The organism is Glycomyces sp. NPDC050141 (assembly GCF_055586545.1).
Genome location: NZ_JBVJHZ010000002.1, coordinates 119,726 through 144,304, shown reverse-complemented (window position 1 = coordinate 144,304; position 24,579 = coordinate 119,726). Strand labels below are relative to the sequence as shown.

Genomic DNA, 24,579 nt, shown 5'->3' with positions numbered 1-24,579 from the left:
GACTGCGGCGTTTCGGTCGGGGAGCGGGGCTCCGCCGTGTCTGCTACTTGCGATGCTACGCGGGCGTCACCTCGCGATGCCAACCCTGCGACGCGGGCGCGATGTAGGCGACACCACTTTCAGCGATCCGACTCACATGCTGAGACACTGAGGGGCCCATAGTGACCTGGACCTCTCGTTTCGGCTTCCCGGGGCCCGGTTTGCTGCCGACCGCCGTCCCGGATCGTGGACGGCGGCGGCGCGCGGCGACACGCCGGAGTCGTGAATCCGACCCCGGTTCGTGTCTCCTATCAGGACTCGGTGGAGGCCGTCGAGTCGGCGCTCTCGTCGGCGCTCGGGGTCTCGGCGGGGGCCGAGCTGGTCGAGCTCTCGGTCGGCGTCGGCGACCCGGTCGCCTGGTCCTCGATGAGCGTGAAGTCCTCGGCCGCCGGGTCCCACACGTACTCGGAGGACCAGGTCGACGGGTGGACGTCGTAGCCGCCGAGCCCGATGACGCCGTCCTCGACGGACTGGATCGCGACCGTCTCGTTCGAGCCGGCGGGCTCCCACACCCAGGCGAGCAGTTCGAGCGTGGACTCGGACTCGACCCAGGTGAACGCCCCGATGCCGCTCGCGGTGTCGCCGCAGGCGAGCTCGAGGAGCACGTCGTCCATCTCGCCGTCGGCGTCGAGGTCGAGCAGGGTCCCGTACGCGTACTGGTAGTCGCTCACGGCGATATCGGCGTGCTGCGCGGAGTCGACGATCTGCCAGCCGGTTTCGGCCGTGATCGTCCAGGTCTCGAGGTCGGCCTCCTGCGGGCCGGTGCCGCAGTCCTGGCTCCACTCGTCCGGGGCCGCGTCCCAGTCGGCGTTCTCGGGGATGACGATGAACGACTCGCTCAAGGGCGCGGTCGTCGGCGTCTCGCCTTCGCCGCCGGAGGACTGCGGGCTGGCCGGGTCGCCGATGCTCAGCGTCGGGGTCTCTTCGGACGAGGAGGACTCGGCGACCGTGGTCTTCTCGGTCGCGGGCTCGGGGCCGAACGTGATCGGGCCGATCGTGGAGGCCACGGCGAAACCGCCCGCGGTCACCGCGGTGCAGGCGCCGACGACGGCGGCCAGCGACACGAGGCGGCGGCGGCGCGCGGCCGGGGCGCGGCCGAGCAGCTCGTTGACCGGCGGCGGCGGGAACTGCGCGGCGGACTCCGCCTTGAAGCTCGCGAACGCCGCTGCGACCATGTCGTCCTCAGGGTCGACGGTCATGAGCGGTCCTCCTTCACGGAAGCTCGGCGGTTCGCGGCGCGCGCGGTTCGCTGCGCGCCGGGCAGGGCGCGCTTGATGCGGATGGGCATGGTGTCGGGGTCGGCCTCGGGGGCGGCCTTCGCGGCCTTGGCGGGCCTCGCGTCGGCACCGGGGTCGGTGAGCAGCACGGCGAGTTCCTTGCGGCCGCGGTGCAGCCAGGACTTCACGGTGCCCTCTTTCGCGCCGGTCGCGGCGGCGATCGAGGCCACCGTCATGTCGGCCATGTAGTGCATGACGAGCGCCTGGCGCCGCTTGGCCGGGACCTGCTTGAGCGCGGCCACGAGCGCGACGTGGTCGGGGCTGGCGGCCGGGGCGAGCTCGGGCGCCGAGGACTTCTGGAGGAACTTGCGCGCCACCTGGTTGCGGCGGTGCCTGCTCGTGGCGAGGTTCCACGCGACGCGGCGGACCCACGCGACCGGCTCCTCGTAGCCGCCGACCTTCTCCCAGCGCTGCCAGGCCCTTAGGAAAGCTTCCTGAACGAGGTCCTGGGCTTCGGTGGCGTCACCGAGGTAGGCGCATACCTGGGCCGCGAGCTCCGAGAAATGCTTCTCGTAGAGGTCGGCGAAGTCCGCCTCCGTTCGCACATCCGCTCCAGCGCAGGTCGGTGGGACAAGGGAATCGTCCGGGTCTTCGGGTTCGTGCCCGGCGGCAACCATTGTCGCGTCAGCGAAGGGGGAGATGCGAGGCGGGGTCGTTATGTCGACAATCCTCTCAACGACCGGAGCGGCCGCGCCCCCCTCGGCGTAGCCGGGGTCCACGGGCCGGTCGAGCAGCATCGTGGCGTACCCGGCGTCGGCCCGGAGCAGCGTCGGTGCGCCGGCGGCGGTCATGTGCGGTGATCCCATTCTATTACCTGTGCGTTCGCGCGCGGCCCCATGATGGGGAGGCCGCGGTGCGGTCGAGTGAATCCTCTTCGTACAACACACGTCGCTGCGTGCCGACCGGTTGCGCCCGGTGCGCCGAACTTCCTCAAAGTCCGCTCGGAATCGCGTCGATTCCCCCGCGCGCACGGGTATCGCGAGCCGCTGTGCGGCATTAAGGTGTGGTCATGGACACCGACCGGTTGAGCGATTACGCCGTGTTCGGGGTGCTCCTGCTCGCCGGATTCGCGTTCGTCGCGGCCGCTATGACCGCCAACCGGCTCCTGCGACCCAGCGCCCCTTCCAAGGAGAAGGGCCTGACGTACGAGTGCGGCGTCGATCCCGTCGGCAAGGACTGGGCGCAGGTCCAGATCCGGTACTACGTGTACGCGTTCCTGTTCGTGCTCTTCGCGGTCGAGGCGGTGTTCCTGTTCCCGTGGGCCGCCGTGTTCCGGGCCTTCGGGCCTGCGGCGGCGGTCGAGATGGGCGTGTTCGTGGGCGTGCTCGCCCTCGGCCTCGCCTACGCCTGGCGGAAAGGGGTCCTGCGATGGCGGTGAAACTCCCGTTCCCTTCGCGGCCAACGGAAACGAACATCCTCGGCGAGCCGATCCGGTTCGTCCTGAACTGGGGCCGGCGCTATTCGCTGTGGGTCTTCAACTTCGGGCTCGCGTGCTGCGCGATCGAGTTCATCGCAGCTTCGATGAGCCGCCACGACTTCATGCGCCTCGGGGTCATCCCGTTCGCGCACTCGCCGCGCCAGGCGGACCTCATGGTCGTCTCGGGCACGGTGACGGACAAGATGGCACCGGCGATCAAGCGCCTCTACGAGCAGATGCCCGAGCCGAAGTACGTCATCTCCTTCGGCGCCTGCTCCAACACCGGCGGGCCCTACTGGGACTCGTACTGCGTCACCAAGGGCGTCGACCAGATCATCCCGGTCGACGTCTACATCCCCGGCTGCCCGCCGCGCCCCGAAGCCCTCCTCTACGGCATAGGTGAACTTCAGAAGAAGATTGCGCGCGAACCGCTCCGCAAACCGAAGTTCGGCCCGCTCGTGAGGAGGCCCCGTGACTGACGACCCCTGGGAAGCCCGCGTGCAGGCCGCCCTCGACCTCGACGCGACCGGCACCGACGGCCCGCGCGCCGTCGCCGACGTCGACCCCAAGGACTGGCACGAGGCCGTGCGCACCTGCCGCGACGACCTCGGCTGCGACTTCTTCGACTGGCTCTCGGCCGTGGACGAGGGCCCCGGCGAGGACGGCGCGCCCGGCATCCGCTTCCGCGTCATCGCCCACCTCTGGTCCGTCGCCGAGAAACGCGGCGTGCTCCTGCGCGCCATGCTCACTGAAGGCGCCATCGCTTCCGTGATCGACCTCTACCCGGGCGCGGACTGGCACGAGCGCGAGACCCACGAGATGTTCGGCGTCGACTTCCCCGGCCACCCCGACCTGCAGCCGCTGCTCCTCGCCCCCGAGTTCGAGGGCCACCCGCTCCGCAAGGACTTCATCCTCGCCGCCCGCGTCGTCAAACCCTGGCCCGGCGCGAAGGAACCCGGCGAAGGGCACGGCACGGTCCGCAAACGCGCCCCCAAGAAACCGCCGGGCGTCCCCGACGACTGGATCGAACCGGACCCGCGTCTGAGGCGGCCCGATGCTTCTTGAGATCGCGGTCAAGCTCGCCGCCGTGCTCGCCGCGTTCCTGGTGCTGCCCTTGGTCGTCGGCCAGACCGAGCACAAGCTCATGGCCCACATGCAGGGCCGCCTCGGCCCGATGCACGCCGGGCGCTTCCACGGCTGGGCCCAGCTCATCGCCGACGGCGTCAAGTTCGCCCAGAAAGAAGACCTCGTCCCCGACGAGGCCGACAAGCCCGTCTTCAAGCTCGCGCCCGCCGTCGCGCTCCTGCCGTACCTCCTGGTCATCCTCTTCATCCCGCTCGGCCCCGGCGACCTCGTCGGCGCGGACCTCGACATGGGCCTGTTCATCGTCGTCGCGCTCGTCGGCGTCGGCGTCCTCGCCGTGCTCATGGCCGGGTGGTCCTCGGCGAACAAGTACACGCTCGTGGGCGCCCTGCGCGGCGCCGCGCAGCTCATGGCCTACGAACTGCCGCTCGTCCTCGCCGCCGCCTCGGTCGCCGTCGCGGCCGGGACCCTCAGCCTCCCCCAGATCGTCGAGGCCTGGAACCCCTGGTGGCTCGTGTGGCAGGCCCCGGCCGCGCTCGTGTTCTTCACCGCCGGGCTCGCCGAGATCCGCCGCCCGCCGTTCGACGCGCCCGTCGCCGACTCCGAGCTCGTCTTCGGCTACCTCACCGAGTACGCCGGGCTCCGGTTCGCGCTGCTGCTCCTCGCCGAGTACGTCGGCATCGTCGTCATCTCGGCCCTCACTGCCGTGCTCTTCCTCGGCGGCTGGAAGGGCCCCGGCCCCGAAGCGCTCGGCCCGGTCTGGATGCTCGCCAAGACCGGCGCGCTCGCGGCCGTCGTCATCTGGCTCCGCGTCGCCTGGCCGCGCCTGCGCGTCGACCAGATCCAGGCCCTCTGCTGGAAGGCCCTCGTCCCGATCGCGCTGGCGCAGCTCGTTCTGACCACATCAGTCGCACTGGCCCTCTGAGTCACACCGGTCCCTTTCGTACCGACGCAACTCTTTCGTGAGTTTCGCGCGTCTTCCCCGATATGGAATCAGGTCGAGACGCAACCGAGACCGAAGATCCCGGCCGCACGCTCAAATTGCGGCCTTTCAGGAGACGGCGCTCCGCCGCTCCCAAGGAACCTCCGAGCCGCCCCAAGGGCGCCAAGCCGAAGCACCGCCGCAAGAAGCGCAAGATCGCCGCCCTCGGGCTCGCGGTCCTCATCCTCTCCACCACCGTCTCGGTGGTCGGCTACGTCTTCTACGCCAGCGTCGACCTGCCCGACGCGCTCGACGACGCGCTCAGCCAGGGCTCGACGGTCTACTACAGCGACGGCACCACGGTCATGGGCGAGCTCGCCGCCGAGCAGCGCACTTCTGTGGACCTCGACGAGATCGCCGACGACGTCGAGAACGCCGTTGTGGCGGCCGAGGACGCGAACTTCTACGAGCACCCCGGCGTCGACGCCAAGGGCGTGCTCCGCGCGCTCGTCAACAACCTCAAAGGCGGCGACCAGCAAGGCGCCTCCACCCTCACGCAGCAGTACGTCGGCTACGTCGCGGACATCCGCGGCGACGGCTCCTACCTCCGCAAGGCCCGCGAAGCGGCCATGGCGATGAAGATGGAGGAGGAGTTCACGAAGGACGAGATCCTCAACCACTACCTCAACATCGTCTACTTCGGACGCGGCGCGTACGGGGTCGAGGCCGCCGCGCAGGCGTTCTTCGGCATCCCGGCCGCCGACCTCTCCACGTCCCAGTCAGCGCTCCTGGTCGCCCAGATCAAGTCCCCGGACGGCCCGTACGACCCGCGCGACCCCTACGGCAAGGGCGGCGACATCCAGGTCGCGACCGAACGCTGGGAGTACGTGCTCGACCAGATGGTCGCCACCGGCAGGCTCGAGCAGGTCAAGCGCGACTCGATCACGGGCCTCCCGGAGACCCTCGACCCCACCGACGACGCCGAGGGCCTGGGCCCGGAAGGGTTCGTCACCAACGGTTTCGTGCTCCAGGAGCTCGCCGACGCCGGGATCGGCACCGACGAGGTGCTGCGCGGCGGCTTCGACATCACGACCACCATCGACGCTGAACTCCAGGAGCTCGCCGTCGAACGCAGCGGCATCCGCGAGGTCACTGCCAAGGACGAGCACATGGCCGCCGCGCTCGCCGCCGTCGAGCCGGGCACCGGCCGCGTCCTCGCCTACTACGGCGGCGAGAACGGCGCGGGCCTCGACCTGGCCGCCGACGTCGGCCACCGGCCGGGCACCATGTTCAACCCGGTCGTCATGGCCGCCGCCCTCGAGAACGGGTTCGACGCCTGGTCGCCGATCCTGGACGGCTCCTCGCCGCGCCGGTTCAAGACCTATCTCAACGCCGAAGGCGAGGAGATCGACCTCGTGAACATCGGCGGCGCTCAAGACTCGGAGATCAGCCTCTACGACGCGGTCCTCGAGAAGCTCGACACGCCGGTCTACCAGGTCGCCGAGTCCGTGGGCGGCGACGCGATCGCCCGGACCGCCGCCGCGTTCGGCATCGACCGCATGTGGGACCCGCACGACCTCGACGAGAACGGTGTCGCCGCCGAGATCGACCCCGCCGGGGCCACCGGCTTCCAGCCGGATATCGGCATCGGCTCGTACCCGGTCACGGTCCTCGACACGGCTGTCCTGCACGCGACGCTCTACAGCGGCGGCGAGGTGGTCGAGCCCTACTTCGTGGAGCGCGTCGACGGCCCCGACGGCGAGCGCTACGAGGCCGAACCGGACGCCGAAATGCTTTCCCAGATGCAGTTCGCGGGCGATGCCGCCTTCCCGCTCTACATGAACGGCTCGACCGCGGGCGATGAGCAGATCGGCGTGAACGCGTCCTCGACCTGGCACACCGGTTTCGCCCCCGGTATGGCCCTCGCGGTCTGGGCGGGCGACGAGACGCGCGAAGGCGACGGCAGCGACCACAAGGGCACGGTCGCCGAGGGCATCTGGTGGCACGTCATGAAGGACCGGTCCGACAAGTACCGCTGGCCTGCCGAACCGACCCCGGACGACACCGCCGGGGAGGTCGAGAACACCTACTCCGAGGAGCCCCCGCCGCCCGACGACGGCCTGGCCGACGAGTCCGGCGAGCAGGCCGCCGAGGAAGAGGCGGCGCAGCAGTCCGACGAAGCACCGGCCACCGACAAACCCGACACCACCGTCGAACCGGACACCGAGCAGACGACCGACGACTGGATCTGGGGATGAAGACACCGGTGCCCGGCCGCGAAACGCGGCCGGGCACCGGCTGAAAGACTTCGAGCTAGGCGGCCTTGGCGGCGCTCTTCGACTCGGATTTCGGGGCGGCCTTGGTCTCGGACTTCGCCTCCGACTTGGCCTCGCTCTTCTTCGCCCCGTTCTTGGAGCCGTTGGAGCTGAGGGAGCTGGAGTCGGTCGACCGCGAGTCGGTCCGGTAGAAGCCGGAGCCCTTGAAGGTCACCCCGACGTTGCCGAAGACCTTGCGCAGCGCGCCCTTGGCCTCGCAGCTCGGGCAGTCGGTGAGGCGCGCTTCGGAGAACGACTGGTGTTTGTCGAACTCGTAACCGCACTCCTTGCAGCGGTATTCGTAGACAGGCACTTCACGGACCTCCAGCAGTCAACACAAATCCCGATCGACATTAGCAGTCAACGCAGAAGAGTGCTAATCCCATCCGCCTGAGGGGTGTGGCCTATCTCAACGAGGTGAACCCCGTGGCCGGGGTGATCACACCCGTCACCGGCCGGTCGTGCGGCTCGGCCGGGACGAGGAACCCGGCCTCGCCGTCGCGCAGCAGCGCCACGACCGGCACCGCCGGGCCGACCCGGGCCAGCGCCCGGTCGTACGAGCCGCCGCCCCGCCCGAGCCTCATCCCATCGTCTGAGACGGCGAGGCCGGGGACGATGACCGCCGCCGCCCCGCTGATCGCGTCCGGTCCGAGCACCTCCGCCGCGTCCGGCTCCTCCTCATTCTCCGGGTTGACGTGCGGTTCCCCTTGCCCCCCAGGGCCTCCCACCACTTTCCAGGCGAGGTCCTTGTCCGGCAGCAGGACCGGCTCGAGGACCTTGTAGACCACCGCGAGCCGTTCGGGCAGTTGCGGTTCGAGCGCCGCGCCCGGTTCGGAGCCGAACGGCCGGTACGCGGCCACCACGGCACCTTCCTCCACGGATTCGATCAGGAAGTCCCGCAAGGCCTTCCAAGTAGCCAGATCGGCGTACCCGCGCTGCTCCCCGGGCATCGCGTTTCGTGCCGCGAGCAGCTGCCGACGCGCCGCAGTCTTCGCCTCTTGCATGGTGTTTCCTTCCTTTTGAAGCTGTCAACTGGGATGATTCCCCTGAACGGCCGCCTCCACTCACCCTTTCGGTTAGTCCCGTTTACATAGCCCTGCCAAGTCGTGTCGAGTCGGTAGCTCTAGGTAGTCTTCTTAGTAGTGAACTTGAGGGGGATTCGGTGTCGCTGCGCTCACGGCTCACCACGGCGTTCCTCGTCGTCGTGCTCGGGCCGGTCCTGGTGGGGGCCGTCTTCGTCGCTGCCGTCATGTCCCATCTAGCGGACTCCCGCGGAGAGGCGCTGGCGAACTCGGCGGTGACGATGGTCGACTCGACCCTCGGCACCATCTGCGAGCGCATCCAGGCCTCGGCCGCGGCGGTGGCTCTGAACTACCGTAACGGCGATCAGGAGAACGCGGTCGAAATGGCGCAACTCCTCGTCGACCGGGCGGTGGTCGACGGCGTGGTCTTCTCCAGCCTCGCGTCGGCGAGCACCGCCCCGGGCACCGACATCGGCGCCGAGGCCCCGCAGGGCTCGTGGGTCGACTGCGGCGAGGCCGCCGCCTACGAGGCCGCGGGCCCGATCGTGGCGCTCGGCGCGCAGGCCGAGGTCCAGACCGCCGACGGCGCCACGGCCGTGTTCAGCGCCTTCCGCGAGGTCGACCAGGAGTTCCTGGCCCGGCTCGCCCGCGTCGCGGACGCCGACGTCATCCTGCAGGACGCCCGCGCCACGCCCCTGGAGGTCGGCAGCGCCGACGCCGGGCGCTGGGACTTCACCGATTCGTTCCTGCCCTTGAGTATCGGCACGGTCGCCACCGACGTCACCCCCATGTACTGGACCCTCGCCGCGATGGTCGCCGCCTCCGCGATCTGCGCGGTCGGCCTCGCGGCCTGGCTCGCCCGCTCGACCACGCGCCCGCTCGCGGAGCTCTCGGCCGCCGCTGAACGCGTCGCCCAAGGCGACCTGAACGTGCGCGTCCCGGTCCACGGCCGGGACGAGGTCGCGCAGCTCGCCTTCGCGTTCAACCGGATGACCGCCCAGACCCAGTCGTACGTCAACGCCCTCACCGCCTCCCGCGACCAGATGCGCGGCCAGCTCGGCCGCCTCGGCCAGACCCTCACCGCGACCCTGGACCTCGACCGCATCCTCGAAGTCATCCTCGACACGGCGATGGTCACCGCCGGTGCCGAGGCCGGAGCGATCATGCTCGTCGACGTTGACGACGCCGACCAGCTCCGCGAACGGGCCGGCGAAGGCGACCTCGGCATCACCGAGCCCGCGACCATCCGCATCGGCGAAGGCATCGTCGGCGCGATCGCCGCCAGCGGCGTCCCCGCCCACGGCCGCATCATCGACGGCCGCTTCGAGGACCGCGCCCGCGCCCTGACGGAACCGGACGCCGACTCGATCGTCGCCGTGCCCTTCTCGGGGCGCCAACCCGTCGAGCACGAACGCACGGGCCGCCAGCCCGCCGACCCCGAACGCAGTCCGGGGAAGCAGCCCGCCGACCCCGCCCGCCACCCCGAATCCGAGTTCGGCGGCGCCCCCCGCACCGACGCGGGCGTCCTCGGCGTCCTCGTCCTCTACAACCGCATCGGCGGCGGCGAGTTCGAACCCGGCGACGTCGACACCCTCAAGACCTTCGCCGGGCAGGCCTCCGTCGCCGTCGAGAACGTCCTCCTCCACCGCCAGGCCGAACGCCTCAGCCTCACCGACCCGCTCACCGGCCTGTGGAACTACCGGTTCATGCAGACCTCCCTGCGCCGCGAAGCCGAACGCTCCCGCCGCTACCAGCGGCCCTCCGCGCTCCTGGCGATCGACCTCGACCGGTTCAAGACCGTCAACGACACCTACGGCCACCCCGTCGGCGACCAGGTCCTCACCGAGCTCGCCCGCCGCATCACCGCCCAGATCCGCGAAGTCGACCTCGCGTTCCGCCACGGCGGCGAGGAGTTCATGGTCCTGCTGCCCGAGACCGACGCGGGCGGCGCCACCGCTGTCGCCGAACGCCTCGGCAAAGCCGTCAACGCCCGCAAGTTCAAGGTCAACGACGCCTCCGGCGGACGCGAACTCAACGTCACCGTCTCCATCGGCATCGCCGTCCTCGGCGAGCACTCCGAAACGGCCACAGGCGTGCTCGCCGCCGCCGACGAAGCCCTCTACGCCGCCAAGGCAGCAGGCCGCGACACTTGGAGAGTGGCGGTCTGAGCGCGAAGCGCTTAGGCGAGTTCGGGGAAGCGAGCGAAGCGAGCGGCTGGGTGGGGCGACGGGTGTGGGCGAGTCGCCGTCTAGCCCCCGGACCACCCGACATGAACGTTCACCCGCTGTTCGACAGGGTCGCTGACCGCCGACGCTGCGTGTGCACGCTACCCTCGCGGTATGTCAGCAACCGCGCCCCGCGCCACGAAAGCCGTCATCCCCGCGGCTGGCTTCGCCACCCGCTTCCTGCCGGTCACCAAGGCGATCCCGAAGGAACTCCTCCCGATCGTCGACAAGCCGGTCCTGCAGTACATCGTGGAGGAAGCCGCCGCCGCCGGAGCCGATGACGTCACCCTCGTCACCGCCCCCGGCAAGGACGCCATGATCGACTACTTCGACGCCCGCGCCGACCTCGACAACGCCTTGAAGGCCAAGCACAAGGACGCGATGCTCGCGAAGGTCAAGGCCCCCGAGACCATCGCCGAGATCACCGCCATCCGCCAGGGCGGCGCGAAAGGCCTCGGCCACGCCGTCGGCCGCGCCGCCGGGCACGTCGGCGACGAGCCCTTCGCGGTCCTCCTCGGCGACGAGTGGTGCCACCTCGACGACAAGCTCCTGCCGCGCATGATCGACCTCCAGTCCGAGACCGGCGGCATCGTCCTGGCCCTCATCGAAGTCCCCGAGGACCAGGTCTCCCGCTACGGCGTCGCCGCCGTCCAGGCCACCGACACCGACGACGTCGTCGAAGTGACCGGCCTCGTCGAGAAGCCCGCCGTCGAAGACGCGCCGTCCAACCTCATCCTCATCGGACGCTACGTCCTCCCCGGCGCGATCTTCCCCGTCCTGGAGCAGACCGACCCCGGCAGCGGCGGCGAGATCCAACTCACCGACGCCATGGAGACCATGCGCGCCAAGGGAACCCCCGTTCACGCCGTCGTCTTCCGCGGCCGCCGCTACGACACCGGCGAGCCCGTCGCGTACCTCCAGACCCTGGTCGAGCTCGCAACCCAGCGGGACGACTTGCCCGGCTTCAACGCCTGGCTGCGCGAATTCAGTGCGACACTTGACTGACCCGGCGACCGCGAGGCGGCGCTGAGAGGAACAGACCGACGGGGGGATGAGGAGTGAAGGGGACCGGCGAGGCGACACCATTGGCCGACTTCCTGGCGAAGGCGCTGGCCTTGGTGCGACCCCTGCCCCCGGTCGACATCGACATGACCCAGTCGACGGGCGCGGTCCTGGCCGAGAACGCCGTCAACCCCGGTCCGCTCCCCGCGTTCGACTACGCCGCGATCGACGGCTACGCGTGCAACGGCGACGACATCGCGGGCGCGAGTCCTGAACGCGGCGTGGGCCTCAAGGTCCTCGGCGACCTGGCCGCCTCGTCGTGGCGGCCGGTGCGCCTGGTCTCCGGTACGTGCTTCTCCGTGGCCGCGGGCGCGGCCCTGCCGGTGGGCGCCGACATGGTCGTGCCGCTCGCGTGGACCGACGAGGGCATGGCCACCGTCGACGTCCGGCAGGTGCCGCGCCGCGGACACGGCGTGCGCCGCATGGGTTCCGAGCGTCCTTCGGGCGAGATCCTCGCGCACGAGGGCCGCCGCGTCACCCCCAACCTCATCGGGCTGCTCGCCGCGGCCGGGATCGCCGACGTGGTCGTGCGCCCGACGCCGCGCGTCGTCGTCATCGCCACCGGCGACGAACTGGTCGACACCGGCCGCCCCTCCCAGCCCGGCCAGCTGATCGACGTCAACTCGCACTTGGTCACCGCCGCCGCCTCCGAGGCTGGCGCCCACGCGTACCGCGTCGGGATCTGCGACGACGAGCCGGACGCGCTGCGCTCGGTCCTCGACGACCAGATCCTGCGCGCCGACCTCGTCATCACCACCGGCGGCACGGGCCTGGGCCCCGGGGACATGGTGCGCCGCACCTTCTCCCGGGACGGCGCGGTCGACTTCAACCCGGTCGCCGTGTACCTGTGCGAGACCATGGGGTTCGGCACGATCGGCCCCGAAGAAGTGCCCGTCGTGTGCCTCCCGGGCGACCCGGTCGCGGCCACGATCGCGTTCGAGGTGATCGCCCGGCCGCTCATCCAGCGCCTCGCCGGGGCCGAGCCCGTTTTCCGGCCCAGCGTGCGCGCCAACCTGACTGAACCCGTATCCTCACCGAGCGGGCTGCGCGAATTCCGGCCCGTCCGCGTCGCCGAGAGGCGCGGCGGCGGCTACACCGTCGCCCCGCTGGGAGCCACGTCCTACACGCTCTCCGGACTCGCCGAGGCGACCGGCCTCATGACGATCGGCGAGAACGCGACCCGAGTGCCCGCCGGTTCGACCGTAGACGTGCTGCTCCTGGACCGGAACCGATGATCGACTCACCGCAGTTGGACAACGAATGACCCTCTCCAACCCCGGTTGGCCCGTGCACCTGCACCACGGCGACGTCAGCGTCCGCCCCTTCCGACGCTCCGACGCCGCCCGCTGGTCCGAACTGCGCCGCGCCAACGAAGCCTGGCTCGCCCCTTGGGAACCCGGGACCGGCACCACCTGGCACGAGGCGCACTCGCCCGCCGCGTTCCGCGCCATGGTCAGGGGCCTCAAACGCTCCATCAAGGACGGCACGAGCTGGCCGCTCGCGGTCTGCTGGCAGGGCCAGCTCTGCGGAGGCCTCACCGTGGGCAACATCGTGCGCCGCGCCTTCGGGTCCGCGTACGCGGGCTACTGGATCGACCGGGGCCACGCCGGGCGCAACATCACCGCGACCGCGCTCGCGCTCGTCGTCGACCACGCCCTCACCGCCGGGCGCCTCCACCGCATCGAGGTGAACATCCGGCCCGAGAACGGCCCGTCGAACCGGGTCGCCGAGAAGCTCGGCCTGCGCCGCGAGGGCCTGCACAAGCGGTACCTCTATATCGACGGCGACTGGCGCGACCACTACGGGTACGCCGTCACCGCCGAGGAGATCGCCACCGAGCGCATGATCGACCGCATGGCCCGCCTGGCGCGGACCGAAGCGGACCACTAGCTCCGGGCGGTGAGAATGATCGGCCCGTCCTCCGTGATCGCGATCGTGTGCTCCATGTGCGCGCCCCGGGAGCCGTCGGCGCTGCGCAGCGTCCACCCGTCGGGGTCGTAGACGATCTCGTCCGTCGTCTGCAGGAACCACGGCTCGATCGCGATGACCAGGCCCGGCTTGAGCTTCATGCCCCGGCCCGGGCGGCCGTCGTTGGGGACGTGCGGGTCGCCGTGCATCGTGCGGCCCACGCCGTGCCCGCCGAACTGCGTGTTCACGCTCAAGCCGTCGCCGCGCGCCACCGTCGCGATCGCGTGCCCGATGTCGCCCAGCTTGTTCCCCACCGTCGCGGCCGCGATCCCCGCCTCGAGCGCCCGCGTGGTCGTGTCGATCAGGTGCAGGTCGTGCTCGCTCGCGTTCCCGACCACGACCGACAGCGCCGAGTCCGCGACCCAGCCGTCCACTTCGGCCGCGAAGTCGAAGCTCACCAGGTCGCCGTCCTTCAGCTTGTAGTCGAACGGCAGGCCGTGCAGCACCGCGTCGTTCACCGACGTGCACAGCACCTTCCCGAACGGGCTCCCGCCGAACGACGGGTGGTAGTCCACATAGCAGGAGACCGCCCCGGCCTCCTTGATCCGCCGCGCCACCAGGTCGTCGAGCTCGAGCAGGTTCATGCCCACCTCGACCACCTGCGAGAGCTCCTGGAGGATGCCCGCGACGAACCGCCCGGCCGGGCGCATCGCCTCGATCTCGGCGGGGGAGTAGTACTCGATCATGGCGGCGGCCCTTCGGAACTCGGCAAAGCGGTGACCCCTCCATCATCACCGCTCCCGACCGCCGCCGCCCGCAGCCCCCGCAAACTGCGACCGCCGAGACATCCCATCATCCCGTAACGATGCAGGTCACGCCACGTCGCGAACGCCGAGCCCGAGGTCGGGGCCCGGGTTAGGCTCTGGCCGTGGACGCCGCGACGCAACTTCCGACGGTGGGCATGATCGGCGCCGGTCAGCTCGCCCGCATGACCCACCAGGCCGCCATCGCCCTCGGCCAGACCCTCAAAGTGCTCGCGGGCGACCCCGCCGAGAGCGCCGCCGTCGTCACCCCCGCGACGACCCTCGGCGACTACCGCAGCACCGACGACCTCCGCGCCTTCGCCAAGGGCTGCACCGTCCTCACCTTCGACCACGAGCACGTCCCCCAGGACGCCCTCAAAGCCCTCGTCGACGAAGGCGTCGAAGTCCAGCCCCGCCCCGAAGCCCTCCTGTACGCCCAGGACAAGCAGGCCATGCGCGCCCGCCTCACCGAACTCGGCCTCCCCCAGCCCCGCTGGGCCCCCGTCGACTCCATCTCCGACGTCGAAGCGTTCGGCCTCCCCTGCGTCCTCAAAGCCGCCACCGGCGGCTACGACGGCAAAGGCGTGTGGATGATCGACACCCCCGCCGACGCCCAGGCCGTCCTCGCCTCCGGCATCCGCCTCATCGCCGAAGAACGCATGGCCCTCCAGCGCGAACTCGCCATCCAGATCGCCCGCTCCCCGCGCGGCGAGACCGCCGTGTACCCCGTCGTCGAGACCGTCCAGACCGGCGGCATCTGCACCGAGGTCATCGCCCCCGCCCCCCGCCTCACCGACGACACCGCCGCCGAAGCCCGCCGCATCATCGAGACCATCGCGACCGAACTCGGCGTCTGCGGCATGCTCGCCGTCGAACTCTTCCAGACCTCCAATGGTCTCTTCGTCAACGAACTCGCCATGCGCGCCCACAACTCCGGCCACTGGACCATCGAAGGCGCCCGCACCAGCCAGTTCGAACAGCACCTCCGCGCCGTCCTCGACTACCCCCTCGGCTCCACCGAGACCGCCGCCCCCTACACCGTCATGGCCAACGTCCTCGGCGGCGCACCCGGCGGCAAACGCCTCGACGAACGCCTCCAGCACCTCCTCGCCGAAGACCCCGGCGCCCACGTCCACCTCTACGGCAAAGCCGTCCGCCCCGGACGCAAGATCGGCCACGTCACCGTCTGCGGCGACGACCCCGACGTACTCCGGCGCCGCGCCCTGCGGGCCGCGAAATGGCTCCAGGAAGGCGAGTAATGGCAGAGCAGAAACCCCGCGTGGGCGTCATCATGGGCTCCGACTCGGACTGGCCCACAATGGAACCCGCCACCGAAGTCCTGAAAGAGTTCGGCGTCCCCTTCGAGGTCCGCGTCGTCTCCGCCCACCGCACCCCCCACGGCATGCTCAGCTACGCCGACTCCGCCGCCTCCCGCGGCCTCCAGGTCATCATCGCCGGAGCGGGCGGCGCCGCCCACCTCCCCGGCATGGTCGCCTCCGCGACGCCCCTGCCCGTCATCGGCGTGCCCGTCCCCCTCAAATACCTCGACGGCATGGACTCCCTCATGTCCATCGTCCAGATGCCCGCAGGCATCCCCGTCGCCACCGTCTCCATCGCCGGAGCCAAGAACGCCGGGCTCCTGGCCCTCCGCATCCTCGGCGCCGCCGACGAACCCCTCCGCGACAAACTCGCCAACTACCAGGTCGACCTCGAACGCATGGTCACCGAGAAGGACTCCAACCTCCGCTACCGCCTCGCCCACCCCGAGTAGCGAAAACCGGTTCCCGCCCAACGGCACCGCCCATAGACTCGGCCTGTGACCGACACTGAGCTGCACCCCACCGGGGGCTACGAGCACGTGACCGTAGTCGAGGCCGGACGCCTGGCGATGCTCGCCGGGCAATGCCCCGTCGACGCCGACCAGCAGGTCGTCGGCATCGGCGACCTCGACGCCCAGATCGACCAGACCGCCACGAACTGCCTCGCCGCACTCGCCTCCGTCGGCGCGGCCGCAGACGACGTCGTCCGATCCGTCGTCTACGTCGTGAGCGCCGACAGCGCCGTCGTCGGCGCCGCCTGGCACCGCTTCTCCGAACAGACCGAACTCGGCCCCGCGTTCAAAGCCGCGAGCACCGTCGTCGGCGTCACCGCCCTCGGCTACGCCGGCCAACTCGTCGAAGTCGACCTCACCGCCCGACTCACCTAAAACACGGCGAAAGCCGGGCACCGCTTCTGGCAGTGCCCGGCTTTCCGCTTGTCAGCGCTCGCTGTCCGGACGCCGACCGAAGATCGTCCGGTCCGCCTCCTCGATCTCCACATCGTTGATGCTCGCCTCACGGCGCCGCATCAGACCGTTCGCATCGAACTCCCACAGCTCGTTGCCGTACGACCGCCACCACTGGCCCTCGTCGTCATGCCACTCGTACTGGAACTTCACCGCGATCCGGTCCTCAGTGAACGCCCACAGCTGCTTCCGCAGCGCGTACTCGTGCTCCCTCGCCCACTTCGCGGCCAGGAACCGCTGGATCTCCTCGCGGCCCTCAAGAAACTCCGAACGGTTGCGCCACACCGAATCCGGCGTATAAGCCAGCGCGACACGCTCAGGATCACGGGTGTTCCACCCGTCCTCGGCCGCCTGCACTTTCGCGGCAGCGGTCTCAGCGGTGAACGGCGGCAAGGGGGGACGTGCTTCAGACATAACGGCTTCCTTTCCGGAGCACAGGCTCTCGGGGACAAGGGATTACAGGGGGTGGGTTACCACCAGCGGACCGGATACCGGTGTCCCGGAAGGACTCTGCCGATCAACCAGCCGACGAGGACTGTAGCGGCGCTGGCGAGCAGGATCGGGTCGAGCAGGAACCACAGTGACGGACCGGTCGCGCCGATGACGGCCGCTGTGGCGGTTGCGGGCGGGTGCGGCGCTTTCAGCGCGACCATCGGCGCGGTCGCCAGGCCCGCCGCGACGGCGGCGGTCCAGATCGAAGGGCCCATGACCGCGACCACCGCGAGGCCCACGATCCCGGCGCTGACCTGGCCGATGAACATGTTCCGGGGCTGCGCGAACGGCGCCTGCGGGGCGACGGCGATGATGCCGACGGCCGCGACCCACGGCAGCGCGAACAGCGCGGCGCCGGTGGCCTCCTGGAGTCCGGCGAGGGCGAGGAGCCCGGCCAGGCCTGCGAACGTGGGGGCGGCGACTCTCGTCCAGGCGGGCTGCTCGGTCTCGGGGCGTTGGAGTGTGGTCATGGGGGTTGCTCCGTTTCGGTTGCGGCGGCCCGTTTCCGGGCCCCCGCTCAAGTGCTAGTGGTCGTGCCGGACGACGACCGGCCAGTCGATGTCGGTGTCGGCGGTCTTGTTGAAGTAGTTGGTGAAGACCTGGAGGGCCACGTTGGCGACGACCTCCGCGACCTCCGCGTCGGTCAGGCCCGCTTCCCGGGCCGCCTTGAGGTCGGCGTCTTCGACGCCGCCTCTGGCGTGGACCACGGCGGTCGCGAACGCCAGGACCGCGGCGGTCTTCGCGTCCTCGGCCTCGCCGCGGCGAGCGGCCGCGACCTGCCCGGCGTCGAGCTTGGCGACGTTCTCGGCCAGGTAGGTGTGCGCCGAGAGGCAGTAGTCGCAGGCGTTGAGCTGCGCCACCAGCAGGGCCAGGCGCTCGCGCACCTGGGCGGGGAGCACGCCGCCTGCGAGCGCGCCGGAGAAGTCGAGGTAGGCCTTGAGGACGGCCGGGCTGTTGGCCATGGCCTTCATCATGTTCGGGGTGACGCCGAGGGCCTTCTGCACGCCTGCCAGGAGTTCGGCGGCTTTGCGGTTGTCGGTGTCGGGCTGGACCAGGGGGAGACGAGACATCGGGGTGTGCCTTTCGGTTCTAACCGTCTAATTTCGTTTAGCCGGTTTCATGAGAGGAACGTTACCGCCGCCGCCTAACCCTCTACAAGACTTTTACCGGTTACACTTGCGAGATGACCATCACACGGCCCCTGACCGGCGAACCCTTGCCGCTCGACCTGCTCAACACCGTCTGGATGACCGGCGACGGGCCCTTCGACATGCTCGAAGCCCCTGGGGGCCTGCATGATTGGCTCACCGGGCACGAGTTCACGCAGGACGGCTCCGAGGCCGAGATCAAGGCCCATCTGATCGAGTCCCGCGAAGCGATCCGCGCGGTCGTCTCGAATTCCGAAGGGGCCGAAGCGGGGATCAACGCCGTACTCGCCCACGGCGTCCGCCGTCTTCGCCTCGTCGACGGCCGCCCCACCATCACCTACGAAGTCGACGACCCCGCCCGCTTCCCCGCCTGGCGCGCCGCCGCCAGGCTCCTCGACCTCCTCGACACCCGCCCCGACCGCATCCGCAAGTGCGCCAACCCGGACTGCGTCCTCTGGTACCTGGACACCACCCGCAACGGCAGCCGCCGCTGGCACTCGATGGAGACCTGCGGCAACAGGGCAAAGGCCAAACGCTTCCAAGACCGCCACGCCTAACCGTTCCCGAGTGCCGGACTGTCGCCTCCGTGACATCCCCGTGTCTGACGAGTCCTCGCCTCGTTCTTTCGGGTGACACCGTCGCCGACCGGGAGGCAAAGAACATGAAGCAGGGGCAGGGCCGCGACCTCGTCGAGGTCGAGGAGATGGCGCGCGTGGCCATTTCGCTCATGACCGACATCCCGATCGGAGATATCGCGATCCGCATCGAAGACCACCGCTACCAGGCCGCTTAGGGTGCGGCTCCACCCGGGGGAGATCCTGCTTGAGGAGTTCCTTGAGCCCTTGGACATCTCGCAGTACCGGCTCGCGCAGGCGATCGCGGTCCCGCCGCGCAGGATCAACGAGATCGTGCACGGCAAGCGGCGCATCAGCGCCGACACCGCGCTGCGACTCGCCCGGTACTTCGGCACCTCGGACCGGTTCTGGATGAACCTCCAGAGCCGCTACGACCTCGAGATCGAGCGCGACCGCCTGGCGAACGACCTGAGCCAGATCAAGCCGTTCGCGGCCGCTTAGGCCTCTTGGCAGAGGATTGCTGCGTGGGCGTCGCCCACTCGGGTCGCCACGAGCGTCGCTTCGTTGGGGCCCTTCAGCTTGAGCTGCTTTCGCAGGGCGGCCGGGTCGATGCCCGTTCCCCTTTGCTTGATCGTCAGGCGGCCGATGCCTCGTTCCGCCAGCAGCGCCTTGAGTTTCTTCGGGTGGAGCGGCCAGACTTCCTCTACCTTCCAGGCCCTCGCGAACGGGGTCTCGATCAACCTGTCGCTGTAGAGGTAGGCGATCGTCTCGTTCGCCGTGTGGGCTTCCAACTGCTCCGCCAGTTCGGCCACCAGGCCGGCCCGGATGACCGCGCCGTCGGGTTCGTAGAGGTATGCGGCGACCTCGCCGACCGGCGCGATCTCCTGGCCGCTTCCGGTCAGCTCGTGCCATTCGCCCGCCTTGCACAGGCTGGCGCGCCTCGGCACCTCGGCCGCCTCGCCCAGCCACAGGCACGCCTCGACCACGTCCCGGTCCACCGAGACCCATTCCGCTTCGGCGCCTTCGGGAATCCACGCGTGGTCGATGCCCGGGCCGAGCTTCAGCGCCGCGAACCTCGTTCCCGCCATGTGCGCCAGGACCCGGTCGAGGGGCGGCGAGTAGTCGGCGGGGTTGAAGTTGCGGGTCGAGCCGGAGCGCCGGGCCGGGTCGGCGAAGGCCGATTCGGCCAGCGGCGTCTCCAGTGCGTCCCCGACCGCGATCTCGACTGGGAGGCCCGTCGCCTCGGCGTTCGCCCTCGCGTACTCGGCCGTCGCCTCGTTCATGTCCACGGCTTCGACCCGCATGCCGGCCTCGGCGAACGCCAGGGCCTCGGTGCCGAGACCGCAGCACAGGTCCGTGACGGCCTGCGCGTGCCGGGCGAACCGCGCCGCCCGCCGTTCCGCGACGACCCACCGGGTGGCCTGCTCCAGTCCGGCCCGCGTGAAGTACAGCTTCGCCGCGCGTTCGCCGAACTTTCCCCGGGCCTTCTCCCTCAGCTCGGCGAGGGTCAGCGCCGCCGCCGCGAGGTCGGGTTCGATCCCGGCCTTCCGCAGGGCCAAGGGGGCCCGGTCGCCGTCGGTGCGCAGGGCGTCGGCGGCCCGGGTCTGGAGCTCGGGGCGGGCCCTGAGGGCGGCGAGCAGGCTGGTGTCCACGTGCCTCATGGTATGACGTTCGGAACCCGGTGTTGACGGTCCCCACCTGCGCGAACTAACTTACGTCTTAGCACTCGCAGGTCGAGATTGCTAAGCGCTATGATCGGCTTGGCACTCTCGATGCGAGAGTGCCAACAGCCACGGGCCGGTGCCTCGGCACCCGCGACGACGAGACCCGCGCCGTCGTGGCGCACATCCGTATTGAACACGAAGGTTTGGAGAAACCAAGTGAGCAAGGCTGCCATCAAGCCGCTGGGCGACCGCATCGTTGTCCAGGCCAACGAGGCCGAGACCACCACCGCTTCCGGCCTGGTCATCCCCGACACCGCCAAGGAGAAGCCCCAGGAGGGCACCGTTCTGGCCGTGGGCCCGGGCGCCTTCGACGACAAGGGCAACCGCCTCCCGATCGACGTCAAGGTCGGCGACGTGGTCATCTACTCCAAGTACGGCGGGACCGAGGTCAAGTACAACGGCGAGGAGTACCTCGTCCTGTCCTCGCGCGACGTCCTCGCGGTCGTCGAGAACTAGCACGCATCGGGCCCTTCCCGTGAAGGGCCCTTTCGTGTCTTAGGAAGGGAAACCCATGCCGAAGATTCTCAACTTCGCCGAGGACGCGCGGCACAACCTGCTGCACGGCATCGACCAGCTCGCCGACACCGTCAAGGTCACGCTCGGCCCGAAGGGCCGCAACGTGGTCCTCCAGCGCTCCTTCGGCGCGCCGCTGATCACCAACGACGGCGTGACGATCGCCAAGGAGATCGAGCTCGCCGACCCGTACGCCAACCTCGGCGCGCAGCTGGTCAAGGAAGTCGCGACCAAGACGAACGACGTCGCGGGCGACGGCACCACCACTGCCACGGTCCTCGCGCAGAAGATGAGCCGCGCGGGCATCAAGGCGGTCACGGCCGGGGCGAACCCGATCGCGATCCGCAAGGGCATCGAGGCCGCGGCGAACGCCGTCTCCGACGAGCTGCTGGCCCAGGCCATCCAGATCGACTCGCACGAGCACATCGCGCAGGTCGCGGCCGTCTCGGCGCAGGACCCGGAGATCGGCGAGCTCATCGCGAAGGCGATGGACGCGGTCGGCGCCGAGGGCGTCATCTCGGTCGAGGACGGCTCCAGCCTGGAGACCATCCTCGAGGTCACCGAGGGCATGCAGTTCGACAAGGGCTTCATCTCGCCGAACTTCATCACCGACCAGGACTCGCGCCAGACGGTCTTCGAGGACCCGTACATCCTCATCACCAACGCCAAGGTCGGCTCCATCGAGGAGCTGCTGCCGGTGCTGGAGCGGGTCGTCGAGACCTCGAAGCCGCTGCTCATCATCGCCGAGGACGTCGAGGGCCAGGCCCTGGCGACCCTCACGGTGAACGCCCTGCGCGGCACCCTTCGCGTGTGCGCCGTCAAGGCCCCGGCCTTCGGCGACCGCCGCAAGGCCATCCTGGGCGACATCGCGGCCCTCACGGGCGCCGAGGTCATCTCCTCCGAGGTGGGCCTGGAGCTCAAGGCCGCCGACCTGTCGCACCTGGGCCGGGCCCGCCGCGTCACCGTCTCCAAGGACGCCACCACGATCGTGGACGGCGCCGGGGAGAAGGAGACCGTCGACGCCCGCATCGCGCAGATCAAGCAGCAGGCTTCCACGACCGAGTCGTCCTGGGACCGCGAGAAGCTCGAAGAGCGCCTCGCGAAGCTCTCGGGCGGCGTGGCCGTGATCCAGGTCGGCGCGGCCACCGAGGTCGAGCTGAAGGAGCGCAAGCACCGGATCGAGGACGCGGTCAACGCGACCAAGGCCGCGGTCGAGGAGGGCATCGTCGCCGGCGGCGGCGCGGCCCTGGTGCACGCGATCAGCGTCCTCGAGAAGATCGAGCTGGACGACCCGGAGGCCCGCGTGGGCCTCAAGATCGTCGAGGAGTCCCTGTCCGAGCCGCTGCGCCGCATCGCGATCAACGCCGGCGAGTCCGGCGACGTGATCGTCAACGCGGTCGAGGGCAAGGGCTGGCGCGAGGGCTGGAACGCCGCCACCGGCGAGTACGAGGACCTGGTCGCGGCCGGCATCCTCGACCCGGTGAAGGTCACCCGCAACGCGCTGCTCAACGCCGGTTCGATCGTCGGCATGCTGCTGACGACCGAGGTGACGATCGTGGACAAGCCCGAGGAAGAGGAAGAGGCGGCCGGTCACGGCCACTCGCACTCCCACGGCGGGCACAGCCACTCGCACTAGCACTGAGTGACAGCAGGGCCGCCGACGTCGCGTCGGCGGCCCTGCCGCGTCTCCGGGCTCTGGTTGCACCCCAGGTCGTCGACGGGGTCGGAACCGCAAGTGTCAACATCCCGACAGTTAGTCGCACTGCTGTCGGGAAACCGATAGAGTTCAAGTGCCTTCGCGGCCTTTGGGGATCGGAGCCGCGAAGGCGCTTTTTTGCTTGAAAACAGCTGGTTCAGGCACCTTGGCCGGGACCTGCGGGCCCCGCCCCGGCATTTCCCCTCGCGGGACGGTTCCGCAAGGGCCCCAACCTCATTCGCCGCTCTGGCGCACCCGCAGCTCCCGCATCCGGTTGAGCGTCGCCGCCACCTCGTACCGCCTCGGCACCGCCAGGTCGATGTCCCTGATCCGCAGCAGCGCCGACTCGCCCTCCGCGTCCAACGCCTCGTCCAGGCGGTCCAGCGCCTCCGCCACCGTGGCCTCGCCGTCGATCCAGCCGTGCTGCACGGCCGCCTCGATCGCCAGCCCGATCCCGGTGGTCATCGCCGGGTCCGTGATCTGCTCCACCGAGCGAACATCCACATCGGACTCGCCGAACCGCAGCCCGTCCGTGCCGCCGGCCTTGATCTTCTGCTTCCCCCGCGACTCCGACGACACCGACCGCGGATCGATCACCCGCGCCCGCGGCATCCGGAACCCCTCGGCCTCGACCTGCCGCCCGGTCGGCTTGGCCGCCAACGCCTTCGCCCGCTCCGTCACGTCCTCGGGCCGGTACGCGTCCATCAGGACCACCCGGTCGGCCACGTCCATGTAGTCGCCCGAGCCGCCCATGACGAGGATCGTCGCCACCGCGTGCTCGTCGGCCATCGACCGCACCAGGTCCACCAGCGGCGTCAGCGGCTCCCGGTCCTTCGCCACGAGCTCCTGCATCCGCGCGTCCCGGATCATCAGGTTCGTCGCCGCCGTGTCCTCGTCGATGAGCAGCGCCTTCGCGCCCGCCTCAAGGGCTTCCACGATCCCGGCCGCCTGCGAGGTCGAGCCCGACGCGTTCTCCGTCGTGAAATGCCGCGTGTCGTCCCCGCTCGGCAGATGGTCGACGAACGCGTGCACGTCCACACCCGTCACCGCGCGCCCGTCCTCGGCCCGGATCTTCACCGCCGACGGGTCCGCGACCACCAGGTCCCGCCCGTCCCCCGGAATGTGGTCCCACACCCCGGCCTCCAAGGCCCGCAACAGGGTCGACTTCCCGTGGAACCCGCCGCCGACGATCAACGTGACGCCCGGCCCGATCCCCATGCCCCGCACCGCGCCCGCGTGCGGCAGCTCGAACTCCACCGCCATCGACTCCGGCGACGCGAACGGCACGCCCGCCTCCAATGGCCGGTCGTCAACGCCCGAACGGCGCGCGAGCATCGACCCGTCCGCCACGAACGCGACGAGCCCCGCCGCCTTCACGGACTCCCTGAGCGCCTTGACATCGTCGGCGTGGCGCGTCCACACCAGCACCTCGTCCCCGCCCACCGACAGCGCGTCGTCGCCCGCGTCCGGCAGGACCTCGCACAGCAGCCGCGCGGCCTGGCGCCCCGCGATGCGCCGCCCGTGCCCCGGGAACTGCGCGCCGAGCCGGAACACCACCGACCCGTCCGACCCCACCGTGCACGACGCCCGCCGCAGGATCTCCTGCCCGCCCCCGTCGATCCGCAAGTCCCTTGTGGTGCACGCCTTCCGGAACCGCTTCGCCAGCAGCACCGCCACCGCCCGCCGCCGCTCCGGCGTCGCGTACCAGTCTTCGACCAGGTCGGCGGCCTCGGCGTCGAACTCGAGAGCGACGCGGCTCGGCGGCGCGTACGGGTCCGACTGAACCCGCGAAATGTCCAGAATCGCCGGACCTGCCCACCATTTGCCACGCAAGGATTTATATCGGCCGTAACTCGTACCTTCCAGGGCCGTTAGTTCGTTAGACAAGTCATGGCGAGGTGGATGTGAACGATGGTCACCAATATCGCGGGACTCGACTCGGTACGGTCGTCCGCCTCTTCGCTGTGTCATGCCCCCAGTTTCCCATCCGGGACGAGGAACTCGCGTCAAGCGAGCCCGAACACCAGGCGTCCACGCCCCGCCCCGGAAACCTCGAAAAGTCACTCGAAAAATT

26 protein-coding genes and 1 pseudogene are annotated in these 24,579 nt (G+C 70.0%); 17 read left to right on the top strand and 10 right to left on the bottom strand.

Annotated elements, in window-relative coordinates:
• Positions 1–290: 290 nt before the first annotated feature.
• Positions 291–1,238, bottom strand: a complete 948-nt coding sequence (locus ACZ60M_RS01965) for a hypothetical protein (protein WP_465413736.1) — start codon at positions 1,236–1,238, stop codon at positions 291–293.
• Entirely contained in the window at positions 1,235–2,107 is an 873-nt protein-coding gene (locus ACZ60M_RS01960; protein ID WP_465413734.1) for an RNA polymerase sigma factor, read from the bottom strand. Before ACZ60M_RS01960 ends, ACZ60M_RS01965 begins: the two co-directional genes overlap by 4 nt.
• Before the next feature lie 218 nt (positions 2,108–2,325).
• On the opposite strand from ACZ60M_RS01960, the gene ACZ60M_RS01955 reads away from it, so the two are divergent.
• The 5 genes and pseudogenes from ACZ60M_RS01955 to ACZ60M_RS01935 all read left to right on the top strand — a co-directional run bounded on the left by ACZ60M_RS01955 (position 2,326) and on the right by ACZ60M_RS01935 (position 6,996).
• Positions 2,326–2,694 carry an NADH-quinone oxidoreductase subunit A gene (locus ACZ60M_RS01955; protein ID WP_465413732.1) on the top strand — a complete coding sequence of 123 codons (369 nt, stop codon included), beginning with the start codon at positions 2,326–2,328 and terminating at the stop codon, positions 2,692–2,694.
• Positions 2,685–3,292: pseudogene (locus ACZ60M_RS01950) on the top strand (NADH-quinone oxidoreductase subunit B); the annotation flags it as partial. The gene ACZ60M_RS01955 and the pseudogene ACZ60M_RS01950, both read left to right, overlap by 10 nt.
• The gene (locus ACZ60M_RS01945) at positions 3,232–3,798 is read left to right on the top strand and encodes an NADH-quinone oxidoreductase subunit C (protein WP_465413731.1); all 567 of its coding nucleotides are present in this window, start codon (positions 3,232–3,234) and stop codon (positions 3,796–3,798) included. The pseudogene ACZ60M_RS01950 and the gene ACZ60M_RS01945, both read left to right, overlap by 61 nt.
• Positions 3,788–4,741, top strand: coding sequence for a complex I subunit 1/NuoH family protein (locus ACZ60M_RS01940; protein WP_465413730.1), 954 nt, complete (start codon positions 3,788–3,790; stop codon positions 4,739–4,741). Before ACZ60M_RS01945 ends, ACZ60M_RS01940 begins: the two co-directional genes overlap by 11 nt.
• Positions 4,742–4,803: 62 nt before the next feature.
• Complete coding sequence (locus ACZ60M_RS01935; RefSeq protein ID WP_465413728.1) at positions 4,804–6,996, top strand: transglycosylase domain-containing protein; 2,193 nt, start codon at positions 4,804–4,806, stop codon at positions 6,994–6,996.
• 55 nt (positions 6,997–7,051) lie between these two features.
• Here the strand turns inward: ACZ60M_RS01935 and ACZ60M_RS01930 are convergent, their stop codons facing one another.
• Both ACZ60M_RS01930 and ACZ60M_RS01925 read right to left on the bottom strand, forming a co-directional pair.
• Positions 7,052–7,366 carry an FmdB family zinc ribbon protein gene (locus ACZ60M_RS01930; RefSeq protein WP_465413726.1) on the bottom strand — a complete coding sequence of 105 codons (315 nt, stop codon included), beginning with the start codon at positions 7,364–7,366 and terminating at the stop codon, positions 7,052–7,054.
• 91 nt (positions 7,367–7,457) lie between these two features.
• A complete protein-coding gene (locus ACZ60M_RS01925; RefSeq protein WP_465413724.1) occupies positions 7,458–8,057 on the bottom strand; it encodes a 5-formyltetrahydrofolate cyclo-ligase in 600 nt (199 codons plus the stop codon).
• 158 nt (positions 8,058–8,215) lie between these two features.
• Here ACZ60M_RS01925 and ACZ60M_RS01920 point away from each other — a divergent pair, with 158 nt between their 5' ends.
• The 4 genes from ACZ60M_RS01920 (at position 8,216) to ACZ60M_RS01905 (ending at position 13,252) form a co-directional block, all read left to right on the top strand.
• Entirely contained in the window at positions 8,216–10,243 is a 2,028-nt protein-coding gene (locus ACZ60M_RS01920; RefSeq protein WP_465413722.1) for a diguanylate cyclase, read from the top strand.
• A 171-nt stretch (positions 10,244–10,414) separates the two neighbouring features.
• Positions 10,415–11,305, top strand: coding sequence for a UTP--glucose-1-phosphate uridylyltransferase (locus tag ACZ60M_RS01915; protein WP_465413720.1), 891 nt, complete (start codon positions 10,415–10,417; stop codon positions 11,303–11,305).
• Between the two features lie 53 nt (positions 11,306–11,358).
• Positions 11,359–12,597 (top strand): molybdopterin molybdotransferase MoeA, encoded by a 1,239-nt coding sequence (locus ACZ60M_RS01910; RefSeq protein WP_465413718.1) that lies wholly within the window; start codon positions 11,359–11,361, stop codon positions 12,595–12,597.
• A 25-nt stretch (positions 12,598–12,622) separates the two neighbouring features.
• On the top strand, positions 12,623–13,252 hold the full coding sequence (locus tag ACZ60M_RS01905; RefSeq protein ID WP_465413716.1) for a GNAT family N-acetyltransferase: 630 nt from the start codon (positions 12,623–12,625) through the stop codon (positions 13,250–13,252).
• On the opposite strand, the gene map is transcribed toward ACZ60M_RS01905, so the two are convergent.
• Positions 13,249–14,016: a type I methionyl aminopeptidase gene (map, locus tag ACZ60M_RS01900; RefSeq protein ID WP_465413715.1), complete on the bottom strand. Its 768-nt coding sequence runs from the start codon at positions 14,014–14,016 to the stop codon at positions 13,249–13,251. The genes ACZ60M_RS01905 and map overlap by 4 nt on opposite strands.
• A 182-nt stretch (positions 14,017–14,198) precedes the next feature.
• Between map and ACZ60M_RS01895 the strand changes: the two genes are divergently transcribed.
• The 3 genes from ACZ60M_RS01895 to ACZ60M_RS01885 are packed head-to-tail and all read left to right on the top strand — an operon-like array spanning position 14,199 to position 16,279.
• Positions 14,199–15,332 carry a 5-(carboxyamino)imidazole ribonucleotide synthase gene (locus tag ACZ60M_RS01895; RefSeq protein ID WP_465413713.1) on the top strand — a complete coding sequence of 378 codons (1,134 nt, stop codon included), beginning with the start codon at positions 14,199–14,201 and terminating at the stop codon, positions 15,330–15,332.
• Positions 15,332–15,844 (top strand): 5-(carboxyamino)imidazole ribonucleotide mutase, encoded by a 513-nt coding sequence (purE, locus tag ACZ60M_RS01890; RefSeq protein ID WP_465413711.1) that lies wholly within the window; start codon positions 15,332–15,334, stop codon positions 15,842–15,844. The genes ACZ60M_RS01895 and purE overlap by 1 nt, the downstream gene beginning before the upstream one ends.
• A 45-nt stretch (positions 15,845–15,889) precedes the next feature.
• Positions 15,890–16,279 (top strand): RidA family protein, encoded by a 390-nt coding sequence (locus tag ACZ60M_RS01885; RefSeq protein WP_465413709.1) that lies wholly within the window; start codon positions 15,890–15,892, stop codon positions 16,277–16,279.
• A 51-nt stretch (positions 16,280–16,330) separates the two neighbouring features.
• Here the strand turns inward: ACZ60M_RS01885 and ACZ60M_RS01880 are convergent, their stop codons facing one another.
• Genes ACZ60M_RS01880 through ACZ60M_RS01870 form a run of 3 tightly spaced genes read right to left on the bottom strand, consistent with a single transcriptional unit; the run spans position 16,331 to position 17,919 of the window.
• A complete protein-coding gene (locus ACZ60M_RS01880) occupies positions 16,331–16,771 on the bottom strand; it encodes a nuclear transport factor 2 family protein (RefSeq protein ID WP_465413708.1) in 441 nt (146 codons plus the stop codon).
• A gap of 56 nt (positions 16,772–16,827) precedes the next feature.
• Entirely contained in the window at positions 16,828–17,319 is a 492-nt protein-coding gene (locus ACZ60M_RS01875) for an HPP family protein (RefSeq protein WP_465413706.1), read from the bottom strand.
• Between the two features lie 54 nt (positions 17,320–17,373).
• The gene (locus ACZ60M_RS01870) at positions 17,374–17,919 is read right to left on the bottom strand and encodes a carboxymuconolactone decarboxylase family protein (RefSeq protein ID WP_465413704.1); all 546 of its coding nucleotides are present in this window, start codon (positions 17,917–17,919) and stop codon (positions 17,374–17,376) included.
• A 113-nt stretch (positions 17,920–18,032) separates the two neighbouring features.
• On the opposite strand from ACZ60M_RS01870, the gene ACZ60M_RS01865 reads away from it, so the two are divergent.
• The 3 genes from ACZ60M_RS01865 to ACZ60M_RS01855 all read left to right on the top strand — a co-directional run bounded on the left by ACZ60M_RS01865 (position 18,033) and on the right by ACZ60M_RS01855 (position 19,073).
• Positions 18,033–18,554, top strand: a complete 522-nt coding sequence (locus ACZ60M_RS01865; protein WP_465413702.1) for a CGNR zinc finger domain-containing protein — start codon at positions 18,033–18,035, stop codon at positions 18,552–18,554.
• A gap of 104 nt (positions 18,555–18,658) precedes the next feature.
• Positions 18,659–18,790: a hypothetical protein gene (locus tag ACZ60M_RS01860; protein WP_465413700.1), complete on the top strand. Its 132-nt coding sequence runs from the start codon at positions 18,659–18,661 to the stop codon at positions 18,788–18,790.
• Position 18,791: 1 nt separating this feature from the next.
• Positions 18,792–19,073: a HigA family addiction module antitoxin gene (locus tag ACZ60M_RS01855; RefSeq protein ID WP_465413698.1), complete on the top strand. Its 282-nt coding sequence runs from the start codon at positions 18,792–18,794 to the stop codon at positions 19,071–19,073.
• Here ACZ60M_RS01855 and ACZ60M_RS01850 read toward each other — a convergent pair.
• Complete coding sequence (locus ACZ60M_RS01850; RefSeq protein WP_465413696.1) at positions 19,070–20,224, bottom strand: class I SAM-dependent methyltransferase; 1,155 nt, start codon at positions 20,222–20,224, stop codon at positions 19,070–19,072. The genes ACZ60M_RS01855 and ACZ60M_RS01850 overlap by 4 nt on opposite strands.
• Positions 20,225–20,452: 228 nt before the next feature.
• Between ACZ60M_RS01850 and groES the strand changes: the two genes are divergently transcribed.
• Together groES and groL are read left to right on the top strand one after the other, a co-directional pair.
• Entirely contained in the window at positions 20,453–20,752 is a 300-nt protein-coding gene (gene groES, locus ACZ60M_RS01845; protein ID WP_270118789.1) for a co-chaperone GroES, read from the top strand.
• A 55-nt stretch (positions 20,753–20,807) separates the two neighbouring features.
• Complete coding sequence (groL, locus tag ACZ60M_RS01840; protein ID WP_465413695.1) at positions 20,808–22,445, top strand: chaperonin GroEL; 1,638 nt, start codon at positions 20,808–20,810, stop codon at positions 22,443–22,445.
• A 294-nt stretch (positions 22,446–22,739) separates the two neighbouring features.
• Here the strand turns inward: groL and ACZ60M_RS01835 are convergent, their stop codons facing one another.
• Positions 22,740–24,476 carry a P-loop domain-containing protein gene (locus ACZ60M_RS01835; RefSeq protein ID WP_465413693.1) on the bottom strand — a complete coding sequence of 579 codons (1,737 nt, stop codon included), beginning with the start codon at positions 24,474–24,476 and terminating at the stop codon, positions 22,740–22,742.
• Between the last annotated feature and the right edge of the window lie 103 nt (positions 24,477–24,579).